This window comes from Pseudomonas sp. 43A (assembly GCF_013363935.1).
Lineage (GTDB): Bacteria > Pseudomonadota > Gammaproteobacteria > Pseudomonadales > Pseudomonadaceae > Aquipseudomonas > Aquipseudomonas crudilactis.
On the sequence record NZ_CP054880.1, the window covers coordinates 2,471,983 to 2,495,587 of the forward strand.

Here is a 23,605-nt window from a genome sequence, read left to right on the forward strand (position 1 = left end):
GGTCCTGTGTACGCAGAACCAATGTGGGAGCGAGCTTGCTCGCGAAGGCGGCATCAGCATCACACAAACCGCATCATTTCCAAGGTTGACGACCAGCAACCGGCAGCTCAGTCTGCCGGTTCTCTTTTTTGTCGCGGGGGTGGTCGATGCCTTTTTTCACGGTGGACGGACAAGCGCTGCATTACATTGATCAAGGCACAGGCCCGGCGGTGTTGCTGGCTGGCAGCTACCTGTGGGATCACGCCATGTGGGCGCCACAGATTGCCGCGTTATCGCCGCACTATCGGGTGATTGCTCTGGAACTGTGGGGGCACGGTGAGTCGGGGAAGTTGCCTGAAGGCACGACTTCACTGGACGACATCGCCCGTCAGGCGCAGGCCCTGCTCGATCATCTGGACATCGATCAGGTCACCCTCGTCGGGCTGTCGGTTGGCGGCATGTGGGGCGTGCGCCTGGCGTTGTCGGCACCGCAACGGCTCAACGGTCTGGTGCTGATGGACACGTATGTTGGTGTCGAGCCTGAGCCGACTCGTCAGTACTACTTCTCGCTGTTTAAACAGATCGAAGAAACCGGCGAAATTTCCGAGCAATTACTGGATATCGTCGTGCCGATCTTCTTCCGTCCGGGCATTGATCCGCAGTCGGCGCTGTATCAGGATTTTCGCGCGAAACTGGCGGCTTACTCGTCCGATCGTTTACGCGAAAGCATCGTACCGATGGGGCGTATCACCTTTGGTCGCGATGACTTGTTGCCACGGCTGGGTGAATTGAATGCGCCGACCACGCTGGTGCTGTGCGGCGATCAGGACAAACCACGACCACCGTCGGAAGCGCAGGAAATGGCTGAGTTGATCGGCTGCCCGTGGGTCTTGGTGCCGGAGGCGGGGCATATCTCCAATCTGGAGAATCCGCAGTTTGTCACCGAGGTGCTGTTTACCTTCCTCAGCGAGCGCAACCGTTAAACCGGGTGTCCGTTCTTCGCGAGCAGGCTCGCTCCCACAGTCAACATGATCCCTGTGGGAGCGAGCTTGCTCGCGAAGAGGCCGGTTCAGGCAATAAAGAATCCGAAGCTACTTAGGCCCGAGAATCTTCCCCAACTTGTCCGGCGAAGGCGCGCCTTGCTGCTGCTGCAGTTCACCCTTGTCATCCATATAGAAGATTGCCGGCGTCGCCTGCAAATCGAGGTCTTCCATCAACTGCATGTTCGCCGCCAGTTTGCTCTGCACGGCCACCGGAATATCTTTCAAGGCTTTGAGCGAGCTGCCCTTGCCAGCCTTTTCGTGATCTTCCAGCGCCTTGGCCGGATCCTTCGCAGCCAGCAACGCGGCCGATTTACCCGGACTGTCTTCACGAATAATGCCGACCATGATGTGGCGCAGTTGCACCTTGCCGGCCTTGACCCATGGTCGCGCCTGTTCCCAGAACATGTTGCAGTAAGGACAGTTCGGATCGCTGAACAGGTACACGGTGCGCGGTGCATCCTTGTTGCCGTCCTGAATCCAGTTGCTCGCCTCGAACTTGGCCCAGGTTTCCTTGGCCATCGGCGCGTAAACCAGTTTTTGCAGTGGCTCGCTGCTCAGATCCTTGCCGTCAGCGTCGTACAGATTACCGAGCAACACGTGTTTGCCATCCGGGGTCAGGTACAGCGCCATGCCGCGGTTCTGATACTGCGCCGCATAACCGCGCAAGCCATCAGGGGCGTCGAACTGGCCGACGATTTTCGCGCCTTTGGCTTCGATCTGTTTGATCGCCGCAGGCAACTCTTCAGCGGCCTGCACCAACGGCAAGTGCAGCAGGGCGGTGCCCAGAGTCAGCGTCAGCAGGTGGCGGAGGCGGGGCATGGCAGTTTCCTTGCAGAGGTGGCCGGTGCAGTGGCCGGGTTCGAATTCGGGGTCGGGGTGGCGAAGTTTTCCAGCGCGCGCGCCAGGCTGGCGTTCGATAGTTCGCCTAAGTGACTGCTCAGCAGTCGACCGTCAGGGCTATAGAACAGCGTAGTCGGCAATGCCATGGAACCCACGGCCTGACCTAGCCGACCGCTGCGGTCGAACAGCACGTTGTTGAGGCTCAGGCCCTGGGTTTCGAGAAATGTCGCCACGCTTTGCATGCTTTCGGCCTGATTGACGAACAGGAAGGTCAGGTCGGGTCGTTGCTGCTGGGCGTTTTCCAGCACCGGCATCTCGCGCCGGCACGGTGGACACCAGGTCGCCCACAGATTGATCACTAGCGGGCCACCCTGATAGTCGCTGAGCTGGATGGTTTCTCCGGCGGCATTGCGCAGGGAGATGTCCGGCAATCGGGTGCCTTGTTCATAGATGTTCAACGACAGCGTCGCCAACAGCCAGAACGCTACACCGCTGGCCACCCCAAAACCCAGCGGGCGGCGCAAGCCCGGACGGCGCCAGCCGCGATACAGCGCCACCAGCAGCAACACAATCACACCCGGCCAGGCGAGGAAACCGCCATCACGCAAATCGATGATCTGCCACGGATCATTGCGATAGTGCGACCAGTACAGCAGCACAAAGGCAACTCGCGCTGCGAGCATGCCCAGCAGAAACAGGCTGAACAAGGCCGACTCGGGGTTATCGCCGCCACGCTTGGCCACCCGCCAGCCGACAAAGGTTGCCAGCGCCAGGGCACTGATCAGCAGCAGGTGGTTAAGCGCGATGGCAAAGGTGCCGAGGGTTAATGTCAGCATTAATTGGCGTCCCGGGTAGAGGCCCAGCGTTGCAGGAACGTGTCGGCATCGACTTCGCCGGTGATGCGCTGGCTGCGGCGTTCTTCGCCATCGGTGCCGATCCAGACGAAACTCGGTGGACCCGGCACCTTGTAGCGGCTGAGCAATTCACGGCTGGCGGCTTTGTCGGCGGTGACATCGAGCCGCAGCAGGCGCACGTCGCTCAACGCCTGCATGACCTTGTCTTTGCCGAATACCTGTTTCTCCATGACCTTGCACGACACACACCAGTCGGCGTAATAGTCGAGCAGTACCCACTGACCCTTGGCTTTGGCGGCATCGAGTTCACTTTGCAGTGCCGCCGGTTCCTTGATCGTGACGAATGCGTCATGCGCCGATGGCGCCGCCGTGCCGGCACGACCGGCACTGTAGACCTGCAACGGCTGATACGGATCATCGCTGCCGCCCGCTGCACCGATCACCAGCAGACTGCCCCATAACCCGAGCAACAACGAACTGGCGCCGAACAACTGCGCAACGCGGCCAAAACCTTCGGACTGTTTCCAGGCGCAAAACGCGGCGATCAACAGCAATGCACCGCACAGACCCAGCCACAGCGAAGCATCGAGCACCGGGCGCAACATCAACAGCGCGGTGGCGAGAAAGAGGAAGCCGAACACGCCTTTGAGCAGGTTCATCCAGGCGCCGGGTTTGGGCAGGAAGCGATTGCCCACGGTCACCAGCAACAACAACGGCACACCGATGCCGATGCCCAGCGAGAACAGAATCAAGCCGCCGTGCAGTGCGTTGCCGCTCTGTGCGATATACAGCAACGCCCCCGCCAGCGGCGCGGTCATGCAAGGTCCGACCAACAAACCGGACAAGGCACCGAGCACCCCGGCACCGATCAGGCTGCCACCGCTGCGACTGCGCGAGGCGTGTTCGAGGCGGTCGCGCATGGCCACCGGCAGTTGCAGTTCAAAGAAGCCGAACATCGGCAAGGCCAGCACCACGAAGATCGCGGCAAACGTGCCGAGCAGCCACGGATTCTGCAACCACGCCTGCAGATTCGCGCCGAGCAGCGCGGCAATCACACCCATCGCCGCATACACCAGCGCCATGCAGATCACATAACTGCCGGCCAGCGCAAAACCGCGACGCGGGGTGGCACCACTGCCGACCACCATGCCGGCCAGAATCGGCAGCATCGGCAATGTGCATGGGGTGAAGGCCAGCAACAGTCCGAGGCCGAAAAACACCAGCAGGCTCCAGCCCAGCGCCCGTTGTTGCAGGCTGCTGGCCAAGGCCTGATCGGGTGCTTCAGTGCTTGCCGCAACCGCCGCTTTACCACCCAGATCGATGACCCGGGTTTGCGGCGGATAGCACAGGCCGGCATCGGCACAGCCCTGATAGCTGACCTTGATCTGCCCTGTGGCTGCCGCCGGGATTTTCACTTCCAGCCCTTGGCGATAGACCGGTTGCTCTCCGAAAAACTCGTCGCTGTGGGATTCGCCTTCAGGCAGCGCGGGCTGCTGTTCGGCGCTCAGTCCATCGAATTTCAAGCGTTTCTGATACAGGTAATAGCCGTCGGTGATTTGCCAGAACAGCTGGGTTTCACCGGATTCCAGGCGTTCGGAGGTGAGCACGAACGCCTTGTCGACCGGCAGAAACTCCGGTTTGGTATCAAATGGGCTGTTCCCGGCCTGGGCCAGGCTGGAAATGAGCAGAGCAAACAAAAGAAAAAAATGACGCATGGAGGAGCCTTGTCCCTGTGCAAGTGATGTGCAGAATGGGCGGCGGCGATTAACCGATAATTAACCCTATCCTACAAGGCCCTCCGGTTTCGGCCAATCAGCCGCGCAGCAGTCCCGGCCAGTTCTGGTCGTTGATGGTTTGCGGGCCGGAGACCAGACGGTCGGACTGAATGTTGTAAGTCAGGTATTGGTTATTGGTCAGGAAAATGTACCAGTAGCTGTCGGCGAAAGTCCGGTCATTTTGCGCTGCCGTGATGATGCGGTTCTTGTACGGTTTCAGCGCACCAAGTTGATAATCTCCGAAGGATTTGTAAGTCAGGGTCTTTGCCTTGTAGTTAAACGATAGATAGTGTCCGTCGTTCAGGATGAACCTGAACAGAAACGGGTGACCGGTCAGTTGGAACCAGGTACCGGCGATGATCTTGTCGAAGTAGGGTAGTATCGGCTTCCAGATCGAATCGGCAACTTTATAGAATGCATCGACCTTGTCCTCGTCCTGGTTGTATTTACACACCACGGGTGTGGTTCCCTGATAGAAGAACAACCAGGCAATATCTTCATCGGACGAGGTGTTCCAGCCGAATGAAGTGGTTGTCAGTCCGAAACGCAAGTCTTTGGCATGGGGGCCAAAGCTGTCCCAGTTACCGCCGACCAATGCCGGATAGTTGGCGGATACTTTATTGTCACCGATATCGAATCGGGAATAGGTGTTGCTGTCCTTGAAGAAGAAATAAATACGATCAGGGCCGGAACGCCAATCGATCGCGACGAAGTTTGTTAGGTTAGGCATGTTTGTTAAATCCCTTTAAAGTTGTTGGTGTTTACCAGTCGAAAACTAAATGATCGAAGGGTTATTACATAGGGAGAAAGTGTTTCTTTATTAGTGGGAAAGTTTCAGCGCCGAGTGAGTCCCAGCGTCAGGTGGCGCCCCGATGTTTTTGCCCGGCTATGCGTAAACACCGGTGACGGCCATAATTGCCGCTTAATCCTCGCCTGCTTCACTCGCCTTTTTTATCCACGGAGCACCCATGCACGTACTGGTTTGCGAAGACGATGAGCTGATTGCCAGTGGCATCGTTGCCGGTCTTACGGCTCAGGGTTTGACCGTCGAGCACGTCAACACCGCGTCGAAAGCGCGGGCGATGCTCAAGGTTGCAGAATTTGACGTGATGGTGCTCGATCTCGGCTTGCCCGACGAAGATGGCCTCAAGTTGCTGCAACAACTGCGGCAGAGCGGCCTGGAAATTCCGGTGCTGATCCTGACCGCGCGCGACTCGGTCACCGACCGCGTTGACGGTCTGCAGGCCGGGGCCGACGATTACCTGCTCAAACCGTTCGATCTGCGTGAACTGTTCGCCCGTCTGCAAACCCTGTTGCGCCGGGTGGCCGGGCGCAGCGTCAACCTGATCGAGCACGGCGCACTGACGTACGACCCGAGCAGCCGCGAAACCAGGTTGGCCGGCAAACCGGTTGACTTGTCTCGGCGCGAACAGTCGTTGTTGCAGGCATTGCTGCACAATCGTGGCCGGGTGCTGTCCACCGAGCAGTTGAAAGACAGCGTCTACGGCTTCAACGATGAACTGGAAAGCAACGCGCTGAACGTGCACATCCATCATCTGCGCAGCAAACTGGGCAAAGGCATCGTCGAAACCGTGCGCGGTCTGGGCTATCGCCTCGGCCCGGCCGATGCTGGAGAGCAAGACAAGTGATGAGCCTGCGACTGCGCCTGAGCCTGACCCTCGGCGCTGCGTTTGCGCTGATCTGGGCGCTGGCGGCGGCCTGGATGCTCAGTGATCTGCGCAATCAGATGATGTTTTCCCTCGACCAGCGGCTGGTAGCCTCGGCGCGCATGGTCGCCGGGCTGCTGGAACAGTTGCCGACTTTGCCGAGCAAAGGCGAGGGCACCCATTTCAGTGCCGAACAACTGAATATCCCCGGTGGCATGGCCTGTCAGGTCAGCTCGTTGCGCGGGGAAATTCTTGCGCGCAGCCACAACAATCCCGAACAGGCGCTGGAAGCCGAGAAAATGGGCTTCCATGACCAGATGATCGACGGTGCACCGTGGCGCAGCTTCACCCTCGCCCGGGGCGATGTGCGCATCACCACGGCCGACCGGCAGATCGAGCGCGAAGCCCTGAACATGTCGATTCTGCTGGCGGCCTCGGTGCCGGTGGGCGTGGCGTTGCTCGGCTGCCTGTGCCTGTTGTGGCTGGGCATCGGCCAGGGGCTGGCGCCGCTCAATCGTCTGCGTGAGGCGCTGATGCGGCGCAATGCCGACTCGCTCGAACCGCTGCAGATCCAGACCTTTCCCAGCGAATTGAAGCCGCTGCTCGAAACACAGAACCAATTGTTCCAGCGCATCGGCAAGACCATTGAGCGTGAGCGCCGTTTGACCGGTGACGCGGCCCATGAACTGCGCAGTCCGCTGACGGCGATCAAGACGCACCTGCAAGTTGCGCGCATGACCGACGGCAATGCCCGCGATCAGTCGCTGGCGCGGGCCGAGGAGGGTGCCGATCGCTTGCATCGCACCCTCGAGCAATTACTGTTGCTGGCGCGGGTCGAGGGCAGTCTGTCGTTCGATGACGGTTCGCAATGCAGCGCTGAGCAAGTAGCCCGCCTGGCGATTCAAGACGCCACGGGTGGCGAGCGTCTGCGCATCAAACTGCAACTGCCGGCTGAGCTTTCTGCTGCTCCGCTACAGATGCCGGCCGTGCTGTCGATTGCGGCGCTGCGCAATCTGCTCGACAACGCCCTGCGTCATACCCCCGAGGACTGTGCGGTTGAGCTGAGTCTGGAAACCATTGGCAACCGTGTACGTTTTGTCGTGCGCGACCACGGGCCGGGGATTGCGCCGGATGACTTGCAACACCTGACCCAACGCTTCTGGCGCAACGGCCAGAGCACCGGTTGCGGCCTCGGCCTTGCGATTGTCCAGGCGATCGTTCAGCGTTGCGACTGCGCCCTGCATTTCGACAGCCGCCCGGATGGCTTGCGGGTCGAGCTGACCATGCCGTTGCAGCCTGTCTGATTCCAGCACAGCCTGTGTAGGAGCTGCCAGACACATCAAATGTAACTTCTAGACGTTCGCTATCCGGCTGGGGTGGGGGTAAGGTCGACGCAGCTTTGACTCAATGGATTGAGGGAACTGCGCCATGGAAGCACTCATCTGCATTCGTCCGGCCAAACTGGCCGACGCCGGCATCATCAGCCGCATCATCGAGCGTTCTATCCGTATCGGTTGTGCGCTCGACCACCGTAACGATCCGCCACTCGTCAGCACATGGATCGGCCAGCAATCGGCCGACTTCATCAGTGTGCGGCTCGCCGACCCGTTGTTCTACCTGTGTCTCGCTTTGCTTGAGGACAAACCGGTCGGTGTCGGCATGGCCCAGGCCGGTGGCGACATTTCGTTGTGTTACGTGCAGCCGGAATCCTTTCGGCGCGGCGTCGGGCGGGCGCTGATGCAGGATCTGGAGGGCTGGTTGCGGGTTCGCGGAGTGCTTCACGCTGACCTCAACAGCACGCGCACCGGCCGCGCTTTTTATCGGCGTCTGGGTTATCGCGAGTCTGCGCCGCCCTTCGAATACCAAGGCTTGCAAACCCTGCCCATGCACAAGCCGTTGGCATTGCCGGGCTGACAACTCGATCACGGGCTAAATCCTCGAGCCCCTTAAGCGTTTCCAGAACAGGAAAACCTGCAAGTGCGCCCCGTGATCGGAATGCGCACCTGTCCGGTGTGCTGTTTTGGTCACTATCCATAGCCAATTGAGGGGTCGAGAGATGTCAGTCGCCACCAGCCTTATCGAAGAGTCGTCGGCCCGGGTTATTTCGGCACCGGCCGAAACGTTGTACCAGTTCAATGAATCGCCATTGCTGGCCCGTCAGGCTCAACAGGAATCCAACGCGCGCAGCTATCCACGGCGCATTCCGCTGGCCCTGAAGCGCGCCAAAGGCTTGTATGTCGAAGACGTCGAAGGGCGCACCTTCATCGACTGTCTGGCCGGTGCCGGCACGCTGGCGCTGGGGCATAACCACCCAGTGGTGATCGAAGCGATCCAGCAGGTGCTGGCCGATGAATTGCCGCTGCACACCCTCGACCTGACTACGCCGGTCAAGGATCAGTTTGTCCAGGATCTGTTTGGCCTGCTGCCTTCCGCCCTCGCGGCTGAAGCGAAAATCCAGTTCTGCGGGCCGACCGGCACCGATGCCGTGGAAGCGGCGCTGAAGCTGGTACGCACGGCGACCGGGCGTAGCACCGTGCTGTCGTTCTCCGGTGGTTATCACGGCATGAGCCAGGGTGCGCTGAGTCTGATGGGCAGCCTGGGGCCGAAAAAGCCGTTGGGTGCCTTGCTCAGCAATGGCGTGCAGTTCATGCCGTTCCCGTATGACTACCGTTGCCCGTTCGGCCTCGGTGGCGCAGCAGGCGTGAAGGCCAACCTGAGTTACCTGGAAAACCTCCTCAACGACCCCGAGGCCGGCGTGCAACTGCCCGCTGCGGTGATCGTCGAAGCGGTGCAGGGTGAGGGCGGCGTGATTCCGGCGGATATCGAGTGGCTGCGCGGCTTGCGCCGGATCACCGAGAAGGCCGGTGTGGCGCTGATCGTCGACGAGATCCAGAGCGGTTTCGCCCGTACCGGCAAAATGTTTGCCTTTGAACACGCCGACATCACCCCGGATGTGGTGGTGTTGTCCAAAGCCATCGGCGGCAGCCTGCCGTTGGCCGTGGTGGTCTATCGCGACTGGCTCGACACCTGGCAACCGGGTGCGCACGCCGGCACCTTCCGTGGCAATCAGATGGCCATGGCTGCCGGTTCTGCGGTGATGCGTTATCTGGTTGAGCACAAGGTCTGCGAGCACGCTGCTGCCATGGGTGAACGCCTCAGCGAGCACCTGCGCATCCTGCAACGCGACTTCCCGCAACTGGGTGATATTCGCGGTCGTGGCCTGATGCTCGGCGTCGAACTGGTCGAGCCGAACGGCACACCGGATGCGCTCGGTCATCCACCGGCGTTTGCGCGGCTGGCGCCGCTGGTACAGCGCGAATGCCTCAAGCGTGGGTTGATTCTGGAACTGGGCGGTCGCCATGGTGCGGTAGTGCGTTTCCTGCCGCCGCTGGTGATTACCGCTGCCGAAGTCGACCGTGTCGCGGAAATCTTTGGCCGTGCTTTGGCCGCCGCAACCGCAGCGCTGTAAATTTTTCGCCGCGCCGAACGTTCTTTCTACATACCCGGCTGCACCCCGCGTGCAGCCCACCCTTACAACGATGGAGAACCAGCATGACGTCAGTATTCGACCGCGAGGACATCCTCTTTCAGGTCGTGGTCAACCACGAAGAGCAATACTCGATCTGGCCGGATTACAAAGCCGTGCCGCAAGGCTGGCGCACCGTGGGCAAGAGCGGCCTGAAAAAGGAATGCCTGGCCTACATCGAAGAAGTCTGGACTGACATGCGTCCGCTGAGCCTGCGCCAGAAGATGGAAGGGCAGGCCGCCGTGCAATAAGCGGCCGAGCAAAAAGAAACCCGCTGGACTGGTGACAGTCAGCGGGTTTTTTATTGCCTTGGATTTGTGTTGGCTGGGCTGGCCTCTTCGCGAGCAGGCTCGCTCCCACATGGGATCTGTATCGTGCACAAACCCCTGTGGGAGCGAGCTTGCTCGCGAAGAACGATAACGCGGTTTCAGCTGAAATTAAGCCCCGCTCAAACCCTTAAGCAGCAAATCAACATTGCCTTGCAGCTCCGCCACCGGATCCGCCGCATCGGTGCTCAACACCACCAGATGGCTACCCGACTCGGCAATTGCCGCTTTCACCGGCTCCGACGGCTGCCGATGATGCAGTACCACCGCCACCTCATTGTCCTTCAACGTTGCCGTGAGTTTTTTCAGATCCTCAGCCGTCCACTCGGTATCAGGTCGTGGATCCTCGCCGATCAGCTCCAGATTGAGGCTGCCGATCAGATAGCCGAAGTGATCGCTCAAACTCATCACACTCAGATTGTCAGCGCTGGCCAGACGCGCTTCGCTATCGGCGCTGAGCTTCAGCAAACGTTGCTTCAACGTCGCCAGATTCGCCTCGATCGCAGGCTTGGCACTTGGTGCCAGGCGCACCAGATCCGCCGCCAGCACATCCGCCATGCGTCCCATGTTGTTGCTGGCCAGCCATGGCTGACTGTTCAAGCCATCGACCTTCAGATCCGGTTGTACGGCAATGCCCGGCAGGGCACCGTCGACCGGGCGCGCCGCATCGACTTCAACGATGCGGATATTGCTGCGGCGGGCAATCGGGTACAACTGATCATCCGGCCACAGCGAGCGCACGCCAATCACGGCGTCGGCAGCAGTGGCCAGTTTGCTCAATGCCGGAGCGCCACGTCCCGTGAAATAGGCGCTCTGACGACTGCCCGGCAGGTTCGCCGGCGCCGCCCGTTCAAGATTGACATCGGTGCCTTTAAGCAGCGCTTCCGCCAAGCCAAAGGTGATGGGCAACGAGGCCAGCACCCGCAGCGGTTTGGCGCTTTCGGCAGCCATCAATGGCGTGCAGATCACGCCGCACAGGGTCATGGCCAGGGTCAGTTTGCGCAGTGAAAAAGTCATTTATCCAAGATTCCCTTTCAGGCTCGGGACAACCCCGCGCGCAATGGCGGCGAGGGCGAAGGCAATGCCGGCGACCAGAATGATCGCGGCGCCGGATGGGATCGGCAGATCGAACACGATGGGCGCAAGAATCCCGCACAACGTGCTGACCGTGGCGATCAGCACCGAACACCAGAAGAAGCCCTTGAGCGACTGGCTGAGCAAACGCGCCGCCGCCGCTGGAATCACCAGCAGTGCACCGACCAGAATCGCACCAATGACTTTTACTGCTGCCACGGTGATCAGCGTCACCAGAATCACGAACAGATAATCCAGGGTCTTCACCGCCACCCCGCGCACGGCCGCCAGTTGCGGGTTGAAGCTGGCGAGCATGATGCGGTTGTACAGCGGCAAGGCGAGGGCCATGACCAGCGAACCGACAATGGCCAGCACCGCCAGATCGTTGCCATTAACCGTCAGCACTGAGCCGAATAACACGTTCTCGAGAATGTGCACATTGATCTTGCCCGCCAGAATCAGCAGCAGACTCGCGCCCAGTGCCAGCGACACTGAGAGGAACACGCCGATCAAGGTGTCCGGCGCCAGACCAGTACGGTTGCGCAGATAATTGAGCAGGATGCCGAACAACAGGCAGTAACCGAACAGACTGCCGTACGGTCCGGTGTAAGGCTCGCCAAGCAGAATGCCGATGGCCACACCGGTCAATGCTGCGTGGCCCACCGCTTCGGAAAAAAATGCGAAGCGCTTGACCACCACCAGCGTGCCGAGGCCGCCGAGTACCGGGCCGATCAGCAGCCCGGCAAGTAGCGCATTGACCACAAAACCGTAGGCCAGCGCTTCCGGCAGATAGCCGGACGAGGCCCAGCCTTGCACCATCAAACGAAAGGCTTCGTAACTCATCAGGCAGCGCTCCGTGGATGGGTGGAAAACAGCGTGAGCAGACGTTCCGGGGTCAGCGCCTGTTGTGGCGTGGCGTCGAACAGCACGCGACGGTTCAGGCCGGTAACGCGACTGGCCAGACGCCCGACCGCCTCCAGATCGTGCTCGATCCACAACACCGTGATGCCCGCCGCACGCCAGTCATTGAGCAGGCGCTCGAACACCTGAATCCCGGCTTCATCGAGGGCTGACATCGGCTCATCCAGCACCAGCAGTTGCGGTGCCGGAATCAAGCCTTGTGCAAGCAGAACACGCTGCCGCTCACCGCCGGACAACGCGCCCATGCGCCGCTTGCGTTTGTCCTGCATGCCGACGCGTTCCAGCGCTTCGCCAATGGCGCCGGCGTAACGCTTGCTCAAACCGAGAAACGCCGGTCGTCGTTGACACATGGCGGCCATGAAATCGTCGACGGTCATTGGCAGGCCGCGATCGAACTCCAGCGCCTGCGGCACATAACCGATGGTGCCGGGTTCGCCGGGCCATTGCAGGCTGAGCTGGCCCTGATGGGGCATCTGCCCGAGCAGGGTCTTGATCAGTGAACTCTTGCCGCCACCGTTGGGGCCGACCAGCGCGTGCACACTGCCGGGCTGCACCTGGAAGGTGACCTTGTCGAGAATGGTTGTGCGGCCGAGCGTCAGACTGACTTCCGCAAATTCTAGCGTCGGCCCACAGACCTGTGGGAGCGAGCTTGCTCGCGAATGCGGTGTGTCATTCGATAAGGATGTTGGCTGACCCGACGCCTTCGCGAGCAAGCTCGCTCCCACAGGGGACTCGGTGTTTTCGGGGGAAAGGTTTTCTCTGGAAGTCATGCGCCAGACTCCTGAATCGCCCGCACCACGGTGTTGAGGTTGCCGGTCATTTCCTTTTCGTACTTGTCGGCGGTGTATTCGCCGTAGGAAATGTGCGACAGCGGGTACAGTTTGACGCCGGATTCACGCTGAATCGTTTCGACGTAGGTGGAGGGGAAATCCATCTCCGAGAAGATCACTTTCACATCGAGTTCGCGCAGTTGATCGATGGTTTTTTTCAACTGACTCGGGCTTGGCTCAATGCCGTGCGCCGGTTCGACCACAGCGGTCACTTCCAGGCCGAATTCACGCAGCAGATAGTCGTAAGCCGCGTGTACCGTGGCCACGCGCAGTTCGGCGTTCGGCGCCTGAGTCAATTTGGCCAGGGCATCGGCGCGCATCTGCCGCAGGCGTTTGCCGTAGGCGCGGGCATTCTGCGTGTAGGTCTTGGCGTTGTCCGGATCGAGCTTGCCCAATTCGCGGGCAATGTTGTTGACCTGGGCGATGGAGGCGCTGATCGACAAAAACGTGTGCGGATTGACTACTTTGCCGGCGCCGCGTGCGGCAACCCCGGTGGCGGCCAGCAGCGGTACATTTTCGTTGGCTTCGATGGTCTTGATGTTCGGCGTTTCGCTGGCGGCGATCATGCGGTCGGCGAAGTCGTCATGACCGACACCGTTGAGCACGATCACATCCAGCCCGCTGATGCGTTTGATGTCCTCGGCGCGCGGCTCGTAGGCGTGCGGGTTGAAACCGGCAGGAATCAGCGGCACTACCTCGGCCTTGTCGCCAACGATGTTCGCCACATAGCTGTAATAAGGGTGCAGGGTGATGCCGATGCGCAGGCGTTTGGCCTGATCGGCGCTGGCCAGTGGACTGAGGAGGCAGGCGCAGAGGCCGAGCAGGAACAGACGCAACAATGGACGGCGAGGCGATGAAATAGACATGGGCAAGCGGTCTTCTCTCGGATGAGGGCGAGGAATCAATGGCGATGTTCGCGGGTAACCCCGGCATCGTATTGCGCGACGATCTGTTTCCAGCCGGCGGCGGACAGCGCGGCTTCGGTCAATTCGGTGGGCGCTTGCAGGCTGGCATCGCGGTTGAGCCAGATATCTGGCGCAGCCTTGTCATCGCTGTTCAGCAGCATGACGAACGAGCCGGCGATGGCCGGGTTTTGGCTATGGCCGAAATAGGCGGTGTTCGCCAGTAGCTGCCAGGCATGACCACCACGGCTGACCGAACTCGCGTCCTGGGCAAACGGCGCGAAGCCTTCGTCGGCCAGATTTTGCGGTGTCGGCAGCGCTTGCTGTTCTTCGCGCAGCAAGCGGATTTCGTCGAAGGTCACCCGCAGGTCGGCGTAGATGCCTTGCTCGGCAGCACTGAGGTCGCGGCGCGCGTCGAACTGGTGGCTGGCGACGGGATCCGGTTCATGGGAAACCCCACGCCACGCGACGACAGAGCCGGCGACCGCGAGGATCAACAGGCACAACAGCAGGACATTGAGGGTTTCATGGCCGGCACCGGCCGGGCGCACGATTTGTGTGGTTGGCGTACTCATGGGGATTCGATATCCGCTTGGTCGATTTCAACCACGTGGCCTGGGCCTGCGTCGAACAGCACATAGAACTCGGCGCCAGGTTTCTTGAACGTCAGGGTCGAGTCGCTGCCAAGCTTGCCCGGCACCAGAATGGTTTCGTCGTAGCCGATCACATCCAGAGTCACCCCCGGCGCACCGCTGCCGTCGGAAAAGCCACCGGTGCATTTGATCTGCTCGGCATCGATGGCTTTGCATTCGCACATCGGGTTGTGGGCGAGGGCGCCGGCGCTGAAGCCGGCGCTCAGCACCAGCAGCGCAGCACTGAGGTGCAGGCGCAAAGGGCGGTGAGAGCGGGTCATGGTTTGGCTCCTTGTTTGTTCAGCCAGGCGATGGTGGCGGGGGAGGCCTGACTCAGGGGAATCGAGGCTTGATGCATGCTGCCGTCCCAGCCTTCCATGGTGATCCACAGTTCGGCGTCGGCCGGGGTTTTTACCGGGACCGGCAGTTGCGTACCCATGCGGTAAGGCGTGCCGAAGAAAATCACCCCGGCGGCGCGCAGGCTGCGCGGTTTGCCAATACGCAGGTAAGTTGCCTTGACCGGCTCGACGCAGGCGGTGCATAGCGCGGCGCTGAAGGCTTTCAGGTAACCGGCGGGGCCGTCGGAGCGTGGCGCTTCATTGCGCAGTTCGGCCAGACGCAGGCTCCACGGGCCGACCTGTATTTCACCGATTTCACGCTCGCCCAGGCCGGCGTCGCCGCGAAACAGCGCCGCGTCGGCGAAGTATTTGGGCATGAATCCTAGTGGGATCAGCAACAACAGAACGTTGATGTGAAAGCGCCATTTGTGCCAGAACAGGTTCAGTCGTGAAGGCTGAGGGGCGGTGGTGATCTTGCTCACAGGCTGGCCTCCGAAGGTTCACGGTTGACGAGTGGTTGCGCCTTGGCGCGTTGCTTCTTGTTCTCGCGTTTGAGCGCGTTGGCGGTGGCCAGGGCGGTGCGTTTGGTCCAGATCAACAAACCGCTGAGCACCATCATGCTCAGGATCAATCCGAAGAAGAACCAGATCAGCTTGATCCACAGTCCACCAAAATCACCGGTGTGCAGCGGGCGCATGGATTCGGTGACAAATTCCAGCGAGGAGCGGTCGGACAGCACTCGAGAAGACGCCATATCGCCGCTGTAGGGATTGAGTGTTGCACTCTGGAACATCAGGGGATACCAGCCGCGACCGCGGATATCGAGGTGGCTGTAGGCATTGAACGGCATGTTGATGTCACTGGCTTCCAGCCCGGGGATTTTTTGCTGGGCGATTTCGATGGCGCGATCCAGGTTGATCCGGGCGGGTGGCAGACCATCGACGGTCAATGGCACGCTGTCACGGGCCATGGCTGGAATGATCGCTTCGCTGGAAATGGAAATGTGGTTGTCGGACAGCACCGCTTCAATCAGAAACCAGGTGCTGGTGATGGAAATCACCGCGATGAACCAGATCGACCAGATACCGCTCAGGCGATGGAAGTCACCCCAGAAAATCCGCGCACCGTGACGAAAACGCAGCGTTGGGCTGAAAAAGCCTTTCCAGAACCGTTTATAGACCACCAGCCCGGTAATCAGCGATGCCAGCAGCGGAAAGCTCAGGGCCGATACCAGATACCAGCCCCAGCTGTAACCGTTGGTGAAAGGCACCAGCCACCAGCCATGCAGGGCGCGGGTGAATGCCTGGAAATTGAATTGCGGTGCCGTACCCTGAATAACACCCGTATACGGGTTGACGTAGGTCACCAACGATCGCCCGTCCGGATAGCTGAGCGTGACATCAAGAGCGAAATGGGATTCGTCCGGGCGGCTGATGCGTTGCACCAGTGCCAGCGGTTCTGCGGTTTTGATGGCCGTTATGATTTCCTCATAACCGAGTCGCGGCGCATCGTCCGCTGGCTGGCTGGCACGCATCTGCGGGTTGGCCAGCCAGACGATCTCCTGACTGACCACCGCCAGGGTGCCGGTGACGCAGACGATCAGGACAAAGAACCAGATCGGTAATGCCAGCCAGCTATGAACGAGGAACCACAGTTTGGAGCGGGATTTCTTCGACATGATTGCGCGTCTTGATAGCGGTGAAAGGGCGCGTAGCTACGGGCTTCGCAGCACGGGAGTCCCCGGAGGACCGGACGTGGCTTTTGCCTACGCGAACGGCCTGCATCTCTATAGGACGGATGAGCGAGGTAAATCCCGAAAGATGATATGAAAGCAAATGTTTCCCAATTCCCCGATCACCACAAATCCCCTTGTGGGAGCGAGCTTGCTCGCGAAGGCGCCGGGTCAGTCACTTCATCCGTTGCCTGATCCACCGCTTTCGCGAGCAAGCTCGCTCCCACAGGTTTTTGCTGCGTGCATGGGATCAAACACGATTCATGATCCACGCCATCACTGTCAGGCAATTGATGGCGGCTGCGCGCTGCCTATGATGGAAATCACCCTGATTGCCTGAGTGAGCGCCCTGATGACCGCCAGAACCCTCTACGACAAACACATCGATTCGCACACGGTGTACCGCCTCGACGATCAGGGCCATGTCCTGTTGTACATCGATCGCCAGGTGATCAACGAATACACCAGCCCGCAGGCCTTCAGCGGTTTGCGCGCGGCCAAGCGCGATGTCTGGCGGCCGGGCACGGCGCTGGCGGTGGTTGATCACGTCAACCCGACCACGCCTGTGCGCATCGCGGCAATGCCTGATGCGGGCGGCGCGCGGCAAGTCTCGTATCTGGCGGAGAACTGCCGGGACTTTGGCATCGAGTTGCTGGACATTCTCGATAAACGTCAGGGCATCGAACATGTGATCGCGCCGGAGCAGGGTTTCATTCTGCCGGGCATGGTCATCGCTGCTGGCGACAGTCATACCACCACCTATGGCGCGCTCGGCGCCTTCGGTTTCGGCATTGGCACATCCGAGATCGAGCATCTGCTGGCCTCGCAGACGCTGGTCTACAAATGTCTGAAAAGCATGCGCGTGACTGTCGACGGCGATCTGGCGCCGGGCCTGACCTCCAAAGACGTGATCATGGCCCTGATCGGTCGCATCGGCGCTTCCGGGGCCAGCGGTTACGCCATTGAATTCTGCGGCTCGACCATCAATGCCTTGAGCGTTGAAGCGCGCATGACCATCTGCAACATGGCCGTCGAGGCCGGCGCGCGCGGCGCATTCATGGCGCCGGACGAAAAAGTCTTCGCCTATCTCAAGGGCAAGCCACGCGCGCCGCAAGGTGAGCTTTGGGAACGGGGCGTGAAGAAGTGGCGTGAATTGCGCAGTGATCCGGGCGCGGTGTTTGACCGCGAGATTCATCTGGATGCCAGCGTGCTGGAACCGATGGTCACCTGGGGCACCAGCCCCGATCAGGCCGCCGCCATCGGAGCGCGGGTGCCGGATCCGCAAGCGATCAGCGACCCGATCCTGCGTCAGGACATGCGTCGTGCCCTCAACTATATGGGGCTCGAAGCGGGCATGGCGCTCAGTGATATCGTCATCAGCCACGCCTTTATCGGCTCGTGCACCAATGCGCGGATCGAAGACTTGCGCGATGCCGCCAGCGTCGTGCGCGGTCAGCAAGTCGCCGAACATGTGCGGGCGATGATCGTTCCCGGTTCCAGCGAAGTTCGCGCGCAGGCCGAAGCCGAAGGGTTGGCGCAGATCTTTATCGACGCCGGTTTCGAATGGCGGCAGTCCGGCTGCTCGATGTGCCTGGCGATGAACGACGACGTGCTCGCGCCCGGCGACCGCTGCGCATCCAGCACCAACCGCAACTTCGAAGGCCGGCAGGGCGCCGGCGCCCGCACCCATTTGATGAGCCCGGCAATGGTCGCTGCGGCGGCCATCAGTGGTCGACTCACCGATATCCGCCACTTTGGAGAACGCCCATGAGCCTGCAACCTTTCACTGAAGTCAGCGGTCAGGCCGCGCCGTTATTGGCGGCCAATGTTGACACTGACGTAATCATGCCCAAGCAGTTTCTCAAAGGCATTGACCGGCAGGGACTCGATCACGGGCTGTTTTTCGATCTGCGCTTTCTGCGCGATGGCCAGCCCGACCCCGACTTCGTGTTGAACCAACCGGCGTGGCAGGGCGCAAGTTTCCTGGTTGTCGGGCCGAATTTTGGCTGCGGTTCCAGTCGCGAACATGCGGTTTGGGGTTTGCAGCAGATGGGTATCCGCGCGTTGATCGGCAGCAGTTTCGCCGGGATCTTTTACGACAACTGCCAGCGTAACGGGGTGTTGTTGATCACCCTGGAAGAGGCGCAGGTGCAGCGCATCGGGCGGCTTGTCGGTGAGCCTGAGACGGCGCGGATCAGTATCGATCTGGAGGCGCAGCAGATTGGTTTGGCGGATGGCAGCGTGATCGATTTCCAGATCGATACCCTGCGCAAAACTGCACTGCTGCTCGGCCTGGATGCCATCGGCAGTACCCTGCAACGGCGCGAACAGATCAAAGCCTTCGAACGCCAACATCTGGCCAACAACCCTTGGCTCTCCTGACCCACCGCTGATCCCCCTGTAGGAGTGAGCCTGCTCGCGATAGCGGCGGATCAGTCAGAATTGTTGTATCTGACACACCGCTATCGCGAGCAGGCGAAGGCCTACAGGGTTTTGTGTGGTTTCGGGTTACAGCGACAAGCCTTTGAAATGCGCCTGCAAAAACTCCACACACGCGCGCAACTTGCCGGAATGAGCCAGCCGCGTCGGGTACACCGCCCAGACATTGGCGCTCTGGCTGTAATCGTCCAGCACCTGCACCAACCGCCCTTGTTCCAGCAACGGCTTCACATCCCACAGCGAGCGCAACAACACCCCGCGCCCGTCCAGCGCCCATTGCAAAACAATCTCGCCATTGTTGGACGACAACGGCCCGCTGACCCGCACGTTCTCTTGGCCGCCATCGCGATCCAGATTCCAGATACCGAAGGCATTGTCGCGCTCCTTGATCACCAGGCAATCGTGCTGCTGCAGGTCGTCCAGCGTTTGCGGCGTGCCACGCCGTTGCAAATAACCGGGAGCGGCGCACAGCACCCGCCGGTTACTGACCAGACGCCGGCCGATGTGTTGGCCGGGAATGTCATCGCCGACGCGGATCTCCAGGTCGAAGCCTTCGTTGATGATGTCCACGACGCGGTCAAACAGGTCGAGGCGAATCCCCAGTTGCGGGTAACGTTCGGCCAGCAACGACACCGCCGGCGCGACGTGATTGCGCCCGAAACCGAAACTGCTGCAGATGTGCAAACGCCCGCGCGGGCTGTCGTGGGCGTCGCAGAGTTCGTCGTGCAGTTGCTGGAAGTCATCGAGAATGCGCAATGCCCAGCGCTGCACGCGTTCGCCATCCTCGGTCAGCGAGACGCGACGGCTGGTGCGGTGCAACAGGCGAGTTCCGAGGGTGGTTTCAAGAATCTGGATGCGTTTGCTGACGTAGGCCGGTGACAGGCCCAATTCATCCGCTGCGGCGGCAAAGCCGTTCTTGCGGATCACGGTAAGCAGCACACGCAAGTCTTCGGGCAGGGGCACGGTGTCTTTCTTCTGGGACATGTCAACACGAACACTGGCGGCAGAAGCCGCCAGCATAGCACCGGGATCCAGTGGTTCCGGTCAGCGCAAAAAGGCCAGGGCTTCGGCAAGCAACAGTTCGGGGACTTCTTCGGCAAGGTAATGGCCGGCGGGCAATGCCTGACCGCTGACGTTGGCCGCCACTTGCTGCCATTCCTCGAGCGGATCGAAGCAGCGCCCGACCGTGCCTTCGGCGCCCCACAATACGCGCAGTGGCAGATTCAGGTGATGCCCGGCGGCGATGTCGGCGCGGTCGTGCTCAAGGTCGATGCCGGCGCTGGCGCGATAGTCCTCGCAGATGCCACGGGCGCTGCCCGGTTGTTGCAGGCAACGCAGGTATTCATTGAAGGCTGCATCGGTAAACGGCTTGAGTCCGGCGCTGCGGCTGCCCATCACGCTGCGCAAATACGCTTCGGGATCGGCTTCGAGCAAGGTCTCCGGCAGTGGCGCCGGACGGATCAGGAAAAACCAGTGCCAATACGCGCGGGCGAAGGCTTCGTTGGTCTGCGCGTACATCGATAGGGTTGGCGCGATGTCGAGCAGCATCATGCGCTGCACGGCGGCGGGGTGGTCGAGCGCCAAGCGGTGGGCAACCCGTGCGCCACGGTCGTGGGCGAGAATCGAAAACTGCGCGAAGCCCAGCGACTGCATCAGCTCGACATTGTCGCGGGCCATTTCGCGTTTCGAGTAATTAATGTGCAACTCATCGGCCGCCGGGCGACTGCTGTCACCGTAACCGCGCAGGTCGGCGGCGACCACGGTGAAGTGTTCGGCCAGTTGTTCGGCAATCTTGTGCCAGATCACGTGGGTCTGCGGGTGGCCGTGCAACAGCAACAGGCCGGGGCCGCTGCCGCCGAGGCGGTAGGCGATGTCGACGCCATTGACGTGACGCTGGTCTTTGCGGAATCCGGCAAACATCGGGCTGATCCTTGTTCAGGGTTCTGGTTGGCTGCATCCTGAAATCGTCCGGCGTTTGCGGCAAGGGGCAAAGCGTGGTGGGCAGGTTCATGAAGTGTGTTGATGAGGTTTTTCATTGTCTGTGCCGGCCCCTTCGCGAGCAAGCTCGCTCCCACAGTTGGAATGCGTTCCCCTGTAGGCCTTCGCCTGCTCGCGATAGCGCCATTGCAGACACTGCAACTCTCAACCCTGCTGAAACATCTCCATCGCCCGCTGCTTGATCTGCTCTTCAGTCAGATCTTCCTTGCGCGTGGCCAGAAACCACAGATGCCCATACGGATCCTTCAACGTCCCGCTACGATCACCATAAAACTGATCCTTGACCTCGGACACCGTCGTCGCGCCGGCATCCAGCGCTCGTTGAAACGACTTGTCGACATCGGTCACATACAAATGCAAACCAACCGAAACTGCTTGGTCCGGGTTGCTCAACGGCCCCTGATCGCACGGCGAGCCGAGCATGATCGCGCTGTCGCCAATGCGCAGTTCGGCGTGGCCGATGCCGCCGTCGGGCATGGCCAAACGCATGACTTCGGTCGCGCCGAAGGCTTTTTTATAGAAGTCGATGGCCTCGGCGGCTTTGTGGATGCCGAGGTACGGGGTAATGCTGTGATACCCCTCGGGAATGGGTTTGACGCTCATGACGTTCTCCCTGACTTTTTGTTCTATGAGATGTGGCTCCACCGGATTTGTGGAAGATTCACTATAGAACTGTCCTCGCCGTGCAAATTTTTGCCCGACGAGCGTCAGTCTTTGGGAAAGTGCGGCCCCGGTCCCTGTTCCCCCAGCACATCGCCCTGATTGCGCAGCGGACAGGCCTCCATCGACAAACACCCGCAACCGATGCAGCCATTGAGCCGGTCGCGCAGTAGCATCAACTGCTCGATCCGTTCGTCCAGTTCCCGTCGCCATTGCTCCGAGAGGATTTTCCAGTCTGCTGCCGTCGGTGCGCGATCGTCCGGGAGCATTTTCAGCGCCTCGCCAATTTCCGCCAGTGGAATCCCCAACCGCTGCGCAACCTTGATCAAGGCCACCCGGCGCAGCACTTCGCGCGGATAGCGCCGCTGGTTGCCGGCGTTGCGCTGGCTCTTGATCAGGCCTTTGGATTCATAAAAGTGCAGGGCGGTGACGGCTACACCACTGCGTGCGGCGACTTCACCGACGGTGAGTTGCTTGTGCACGGTTTCCTTGGTGATCATTGCAAAAATGCTCTTGACCTTGACTTAACTAGAGGTTTTACCCTGCAGCCCTTCGAGTCGCAAGGCTCGTCTTACGATGAGTGGGGGCTTTCCATGAACAACCGCAGTTTTACCCAATTGATCGAATTTGAAATCGAACCCCGACAGCAACCCGCCCTGGTCACTGCGCTATCAATGCAGACCGAGCGCCTGGCTCAGCGCTACGACGGTTTTGTCAGCGCCAGCGTGCAAGCCAGCGATGACGGCCGGCGCGTGTTGAGTTTTCTGCAATGGCAGACCCGCGAGGCGGGGGAGGCGGCATTTCGCAGCTTCGAGAGTGGCGAACAGGATTTCTGGCAACTGATCCACACCCATCAGGCGAAAACCGTGACCTTCAATTCGTTCCAGGTGCTGAGCAGCATCGCCCGCAGTCACGACGATGCGCTGCACTGCAACCTGGTCGGTTAGATCGATAACTGGATCAAACGCCCACCTTGCAGGTTTTCCGTGAGTCGCCGCTTGTTCACTGCCAGTTCGCCGATTTTGATCAAACGCGTGCGGGTGACGTTGCGGCTCAGACCGAGCAGCGCTGCGGTGTGCACCTGGTTGTAATGGCAAAAGCGATACGCCGCGCGCAGCAAGGCGTCTTCGACCTTTTCGTGCAAAGCGCCGGCTTGTTGCGCAAACAGTTTTTGAAAGGCCTGTTCCAGCAGCGCCTCCGGTGAATCGTCGGTGCCGGCATGATCGTCGGGGCGTTCGATGCGCAGGTTCGACAGGCGCAGATCGTCGCGTTCGATCACGCCGTTGCGGCAGATCAGCAACGTGTGATGGATGACGTTTTCCAGCTCGCGAATATTGCCCGGCCAACTGTAAGCGCGCAGCTTGTGCTCGGCGCCGGGGCTGATACTCACGCGTCCATAGCCGAGGCGCTGACTGTAGGCTTCGATGAAGTGACGAGTGAGCGGGAGGATATCGCCGGGACGCTCGCGCAACGGGCTCAGTTCCAGATTGACCACGTTGAGGCGGTAATACAGATCCTCACGAAAGTTGCCGGCATTGATGGCTTTTTCCAGTTGCACGTTGGTTGCCGCCAGTACCCGTACGTCGATGGGTATGCTTTTGCGCGAGCCAAGCCGCACCACTTCGCGTTCTTGCAAAACCCGCAGCAATTTCACCTGAATCGCCATCGGCAGGTCGCCGATTTCATCGAGAAACAACGTGCCGCCGTCCGCTTCCTCGAACCATCCGGCCTTGGCGCTCAGCGCGCCGGTGAACGCGCCTTTTTCATGACCGAACAACTCCGCTTCCACCAGCGATTCGGAAAACGCCCCGCAATTGACCGCAATAAACGGCCGATGACGGCGATTGCTCAGGTTATGAATATGCCGCGCCACCAGCTCTTTGCCAGTCCCGGTTTCGCCGATGATCAGCACACTCGCTTCACTCGGCGCGACCTGTTGCAAATGCGCGAGCAGGGCCTGGGACTTCGGGTCTTCGAAGACCTGCGCGGTGGCGCGGATCGACGTGGCGAGCGCGGGGGAGGGCGGTAGGGTCAGCAGTTGCATGGGCTCGTCCTTCTTTTCAGTTCAA

General features: G+C 60.5%; 26 protein-coding genes. 9 read left to right on the forward strand and 17 right to left on the reverse strand.

Annotated features, from left to right (window positions below):
* Window positions 1-146: 146 nt before the first annotated feature.
* Window positions 147-962 (forward strand): alpha/beta fold hydrolase, encoded by an 816-nt coding sequence (locus HUW52_RS11045; protein ID WP_175553643.1) that lies wholly within the window; start codon window positions 147-149, stop codon window positions 960-962.
* A gap of 108 nt (window positions 963-1,070) precedes the next feature.
* Here the strand turns inward: HUW52_RS11045 and dsbG are convergent, their stop codons facing one another.
* From dsbG to HUW52_RS11065, 4 genes are all read right to left on the reverse strand, one after another.
* A complete protein-coding gene (gene dsbG / locus HUW52_RS11050) occupies window positions 1,071-1,841 on the reverse strand; it encodes a thiol:disulfide interchange protein DsbG (protein WP_175553644.1) in 771 nt (256 codons plus the stop codon).
* A complete protein-coding gene (locus tag HUW52_RS11055; protein ID WP_175553645.1) occupies window positions 1,817-2,698 on the reverse strand; it encodes a TlpA disulfide reductase family protein in 882 nt (293 codons plus the stop codon). Before HUW52_RS11055 ends, dsbG begins: the two co-directional genes overlap by 25 nt.
* Complete coding sequence (gene dsbD / locus HUW52_RS11060; protein ID WP_175553646.1) at window positions 2,698-4,431, reverse strand: protein-disulfide reductase DsbD; 1,734 nt, start codon at window positions 4,429-4,431, stop codon at window positions 2,698-2,700. Before dsbD ends, HUW52_RS11055 begins: the two co-directional genes overlap by 1 nt.
* Window positions 4,432-4,528: 97 nt before the next feature.
* Window positions 4,529-5,221: a hypothetical protein gene (locus tag HUW52_RS11065; RefSeq protein ID WP_175553647.1), complete on the reverse strand. Its 693-nt coding sequence runs from the start codon at window positions 5,219-5,221 to the stop codon at window positions 4,529-4,531.
* Between the two features lie 238 nt (window positions 5,222-5,459).
* On the opposite strand from HUW52_RS11065, the gene HUW52_RS11070 reads away from it, so the two are divergent.
* The 5 genes from HUW52_RS11070 (at window position 5,460) to HUW52_RS11090 (ending at window position 9,935) form a co-directional block, all read left to right on the forward strand.
* Entirely contained in the window at window positions 5,460-6,140 is a 681-nt protein-coding gene (locus tag HUW52_RS11070; RefSeq protein ID WP_175553648.1) for a response regulator, read from the forward strand.
* Window positions 6,140-7,462, forward strand: a complete 1,323-nt coding sequence (locus HUW52_RS11075; protein WP_175553649.1) for an ATP-binding protein — start codon at window positions 6,140-6,142, stop codon at window positions 7,460-7,462. Before HUW52_RS11070 ends, HUW52_RS11075 begins: the two co-directional genes overlap by 1 nt.
* A 124-nt stretch (window positions 7,463-7,586) precedes the next feature.
* Window positions 7,587-8,072, forward strand: a complete 486-nt coding sequence (locus HUW52_RS11080) for a GNAT family N-acetyltransferase (protein WP_016985439.1) — start codon at window positions 7,587-7,589, stop codon at window positions 8,070-8,072.
* A 142-nt stretch (window positions 8,073-8,214) separates the two neighbouring features.
* Window positions 8,215-9,627, forward strand: coding sequence for an aspartate aminotransferase family protein (locus HUW52_RS11085; RefSeq protein ID WP_175553650.1), 1,413 nt, complete (start codon window positions 8,215-8,217; stop codon window positions 9,625-9,627).
* An 83-nt stretch (window positions 9,628-9,710) separates the two neighbouring features.
* On the forward strand, window positions 9,711-9,935 hold the full coding sequence (locus HUW52_RS11090) for an MbtH family protein (RefSeq protein ID WP_160058863.1): 225 nt from the start codon (window positions 9,711-9,713) through the stop codon (window positions 9,933-9,935).
* A gap of 186 nt (window positions 9,936-10,121) precedes the next feature.
* Here the strand turns inward: HUW52_RS11090 and HUW52_RS11095 are convergent, their stop codons facing one another.
* Genes HUW52_RS11095 through HUW52_RS11130 form a run of 8 tightly spaced genes read right to left on the reverse strand, consistent with a single transcriptional unit; the run spans window position 10,122 to window position 16,385 of the window.
* Complete coding sequence (locus HUW52_RS11095; RefSeq protein ID WP_175553651.1) at window positions 10,122-11,027, reverse strand: metal ABC transporter solute-binding protein, Zn/Mn family; 906 nt, start codon at window positions 11,025-11,027, stop codon at window positions 10,122-10,124.
* Window positions 11,028-11,927: a metal ABC transporter permease gene (locus tag HUW52_RS11100; protein WP_007917717.1), complete on the reverse strand. Its 900-nt coding sequence runs from the start codon at window positions 11,925-11,927 to the stop codon at window positions 11,028-11,030.
* Window positions 11,927-12,775 (reverse strand): metal ABC transporter ATP-binding protein, encoded by an 849-nt coding sequence (locus HUW52_RS11105; protein ID WP_016985435.1) that lies wholly within the window; start codon window positions 12,773-12,775, stop codon window positions 11,927-11,929. The genes HUW52_RS11100 and HUW52_RS11105 overlap by 1 nt, the downstream gene beginning before the upstream one ends.
* The gene (locus HUW52_RS11110; protein WP_034155183.1) at window positions 12,772-13,701 is read right to left on the reverse strand and encodes a metal ABC transporter substrate-binding protein; all 930 of its coding nucleotides are present in this window, start codon (window positions 13,699-13,701) and stop codon (window positions 12,772-12,774) included. Before HUW52_RS11110 ends, HUW52_RS11105 begins: the two co-directional genes overlap by 4 nt.
* Window positions 13,702-13,736: 35 nt before the next feature.
* Complete coding sequence (locus HUW52_RS11115) at window positions 13,737-14,312, reverse strand: DUF6162 family protein (protein ID WP_016985434.1); 576 nt, start codon at window positions 14,310-14,312, stop codon at window positions 13,737-13,739.
* Window positions 14,309-14,650: a hypothetical protein gene (locus HUW52_RS11120; RefSeq protein WP_175553652.1), complete on the reverse strand. Its 342-nt coding sequence runs from the start codon at window positions 14,648-14,650 to the stop codon at window positions 14,309-14,311. The genes HUW52_RS11115 and HUW52_RS11120 overlap by 4 nt, the downstream gene beginning before the upstream one ends.
* Window positions 14,647-15,189 (reverse strand): hypothetical protein, encoded by a 543-nt coding sequence (locus HUW52_RS11125; protein ID WP_016985432.1) that lies wholly within the window; start codon window positions 15,187-15,189, stop codon window positions 14,647-14,649. Before HUW52_RS11125 ends, HUW52_RS11120 begins: the two co-directional genes overlap by 4 nt.
* Window positions 15,186-16,385, reverse strand: a complete 1,200-nt coding sequence (locus HUW52_RS11130; RefSeq protein ID WP_175553653.1) for a PepSY domain-containing protein — start codon at window positions 16,383-16,385, stop codon at window positions 15,186-15,188. Before HUW52_RS11130 ends, HUW52_RS11125 begins: the two co-directional genes overlap by 4 nt.
* 406 nt (window positions 16,386-16,791) lie before the next feature.
* Here HUW52_RS11130 and leuC point away from each other — a divergent pair, with 406 nt between their 5' ends.
* On the forward strand, window positions 16,792-18,210 hold the full coding sequence (leuC, locus tag HUW52_RS11135) for a 3-isopropylmalate dehydratase large subunit (RefSeq protein WP_175553654.1): 1,419 nt from the start codon (window positions 16,792-16,794) through the stop codon (window positions 18,208-18,210).
* Window positions 18,207-18,821, forward strand: coding sequence for a 3-isopropylmalate dehydratase small subunit (leuD, locus tag HUW52_RS11140; RefSeq protein ID WP_175553655.1), 615 nt, complete (start codon window positions 18,207-18,209; stop codon window positions 18,819-18,821). The genes leuC and leuD overlap by 4 nt, the downstream gene beginning before the upstream one ends.
* A gap of 126 nt (window positions 18,822-18,947) precedes the next feature.
* Here the strand turns inward: leuD and HUW52_RS11145 are convergent, their stop codons facing one another.
* The 4 genes from HUW52_RS11145 to soxR all read right to left on the reverse strand — a co-directional run bounded on the left by HUW52_RS11145 (window position 18,948) and on the right by soxR (window position 22,036).
* Window positions 18,948-19,898 carry a LysR substrate-binding domain-containing protein gene (locus HUW52_RS11145; RefSeq protein WP_016985428.1) on the reverse strand — a complete coding sequence of 317 codons (951 nt, stop codon included), beginning with the start codon at window positions 19,896-19,898 and terminating at the stop codon, window positions 18,948-18,950.
* 24 nt (window positions 19,899-19,922) lie between these two features.
* Window positions 19,923-20,798: an alpha/beta fold hydrolase gene (locus HUW52_RS11150; protein WP_175553656.1), complete on the reverse strand. Its 876-nt coding sequence runs from the start codon at window positions 20,796-20,798 to the stop codon at window positions 19,923-19,925.
* 222 nt (window positions 20,799-21,020) lie between these two features.
* A complete protein-coding gene (locus tag HUW52_RS11155; protein WP_175553657.1) occupies window positions 21,021-21,479 on the reverse strand; it encodes a VOC family protein in 459 nt (152 codons plus the stop codon).
* Window positions 21,480-21,583: 104 nt separating this feature from the next.
* Window positions 21,584-22,036, reverse strand: a complete 453-nt coding sequence (gene soxR / locus HUW52_RS11160; protein ID WP_175553658.1) for a redox-sensitive transcriptional activator SoxR — start codon at window positions 22,034-22,036, stop codon at window positions 21,584-21,586.
* A gap of 93 nt (window positions 22,037-22,129) precedes the next feature.
* Between soxR and HUW52_RS11165 the strand changes: the two genes are divergently transcribed.
* Complete coding sequence (locus HUW52_RS11165) at window positions 22,130-22,483, forward strand: antibiotic biosynthesis monooxygenase (RefSeq protein WP_175553659.1); 354 nt, start codon at window positions 22,130-22,132, stop codon at window positions 22,481-22,483.
* On the opposite strand, the gene HUW52_RS11170 is transcribed toward HUW52_RS11165, so the two are convergent.
* Window positions 22,480-23,580, reverse strand: coding sequence for a sigma-54-dependent Fis family transcriptional regulator (locus HUW52_RS11170; RefSeq protein WP_175553660.1), 1,101 nt, complete (start codon window positions 23,578-23,580; stop codon window positions 22,480-22,482). The genes HUW52_RS11165 and HUW52_RS11170 overlap by 4 nt on opposite strands.
* Window positions 23,581-23,605: the final 25 nt, after the last annotated feature.

Excerpts from the sequence above, each read along its gene's own strand:
- HUW52_RS11110 (WP_034155183.1), bottom strand. The coding sequence starts at position 13,701 with ATGTCTATTTCATCGCCTCGCCGTCCATTGTTGCGTCTGTTCCTGCTC.
- leuC (WP_175553654.1), top strand. The coding sequence starts at position 16,792 with ATGACCGCCAGAACCCTCTACGACAAACACATCGATTCGCACACGGTG.
- dsbD (WP_175553646.1), bottom strand. The coding sequence starts at position 4,431 with ATGCGTCATTTTTTTCTTTTGTTTGCTCTGCTCATTTCCAGCCTGGCC.
- HUW52_RS11100 (WP_007917717.1), bottom strand. The coding sequence starts at position 11,927 with ATGAGTTACGAAGCCTTTCGTTTGATGGTGCAAGGCTGGGCCTCGTCC.
- HUW52_RS11055 (WP_175553645.1), bottom strand. The coding sequence starts at position 2,698 with ATGCTGACATTAACCCTCGGCACCTTTGCCATCGCGCTTAACCACCTG.
- HUW52_RS11085 (WP_175553650.1), top strand. The coding sequence starts at position 8,215 with ATGTCAGTCGCCACCAGCCTTATCGAAGAGTCGTCGGCCCGGGTTATT.
- dsbG (WP_175553644.1), bottom strand. The coding sequence starts at position 1,841 with ATGCCCCGCCTCCGCCACCTGCTGACGCTGACTCTGGGCACCGCCCTG.
- HUW52_RS11155 (WP_175553657.1), bottom strand. The coding sequence starts at position 21,479 with ATGAGCGTCAAACCCATTCCCGAGGGGTATCACAGCATTACCCCGTAC.
- HUW52_RS11170 (WP_175553660.1), bottom strand. The coding sequence starts at position 23,580 with ATGCAACTGCTGACCCTACCGCCCTCCCCCGCGCTCGCCACGTCGATC.
- HUW52_RS11095 (WP_175553651.1), bottom strand. The coding sequence starts at position 11,027 with ATGACTTTTTCACTGCGCAAACTGACCCTGGCCATGACCCTGTGCGGC.
- HUW52_RS11115 (WP_016985434.1), bottom strand. The coding sequence starts at position 14,312 with ATGAGTACGCCAACCACACAAATCGTGCGCCCGGCCGGTGCCGGCCAT.
- HUW52_RS11070 (WP_175553648.1), top strand. The coding sequence starts at position 5,460 with ATGCACGTACTGGTTTGCGAAGACGATGAGCTGATTGCCAGTGGCATC.
- HUW52_RS11120 (WP_175553652.1), bottom strand. The coding sequence starts at position 14,650 with ATGACCCGCTCTCACCGCCCTTTGCGCCTGCACCTCAGTGCTGCGCTG.
- HUW52_RS11090 (WP_160058863.1), top strand. The coding sequence starts at position 9,711 with ATGACGTCAGTATTCGACCGCGAGGACATCCTCTTTCAGGTCGTGGTC.
- HUW52_RS11080 (WP_016985439.1), top strand. The coding sequence starts at position 7,587 with ATGGAAGCACTCATCTGCATTCGTCCGGCCAAACTGGCCGACGCCGGC.
- HUW52_RS11150 (WP_175553656.1), bottom strand. The coding sequence starts at position 20,798 with ATGTTTGCCGGATTCCGCAAAGACCAGCGTCACGTCAATGGCGTCGAC.
- HUW52_RS11045 (WP_175553643.1), top strand. The coding sequence starts at position 147 with ATGCCTTTTTTCACGGTGGACGGACAAGCGCTGCATTACATTGATCAA.
- HUW52_RS11075 (WP_175553649.1), top strand. The coding sequence starts at position 6,140 with ATGAGCCTGCGACTGCGCCTGAGCCTGACCCTCGGCGCTGCGTTTGCG.
- soxR (WP_175553658.1), bottom strand. The coding sequence starts at position 22,036 with ATGATCACCAAGGAAACCGTGCACAAGCAACTCACCGTCGGTGAAGTC.
- HUW52_RS11145 (WP_016985428.1), bottom strand. The coding sequence starts at position 19,898 with ATGCTGGCGGCTTCTGCCGCCAGTGTTCGTGTTGACATGTCCCAGAAG.
- HUW52_RS11065 (WP_175553647.1), bottom strand. The coding sequence starts at position 5,221 with ATGCCTAACCTAACAAACTTCGTCGCGATCGATTGGCGTTCCGGCCCT.
- leuD (WP_175553655.1), top strand. The coding sequence starts at position 18,207 with ATGAGCCTGCAACCTTTCACTGAAGTCAGCGGTCAGGCCGCGCCGTTA.
- HUW52_RS11105 (WP_016985435.1), bottom strand. The coding sequence starts at position 12,775 with ATGACTTCCAGAGAAAACCTTTCCCCCGAAAACACCGAGTCCCCTGTG.
- HUW52_RS11165 (WP_175553659.1), top strand. The coding sequence starts at position 22,130 with ATGAACAACCGCAGTTTTACCCAATTGATCGAATTTGAAATCGAACCC.
- HUW52_RS11130 (WP_175553653.1), bottom strand. The coding sequence starts at position 16,385 with ATGTCGAAGAAATCCCGCTCCAAACTGTGGTTCCTCGTTCATAGCTGG.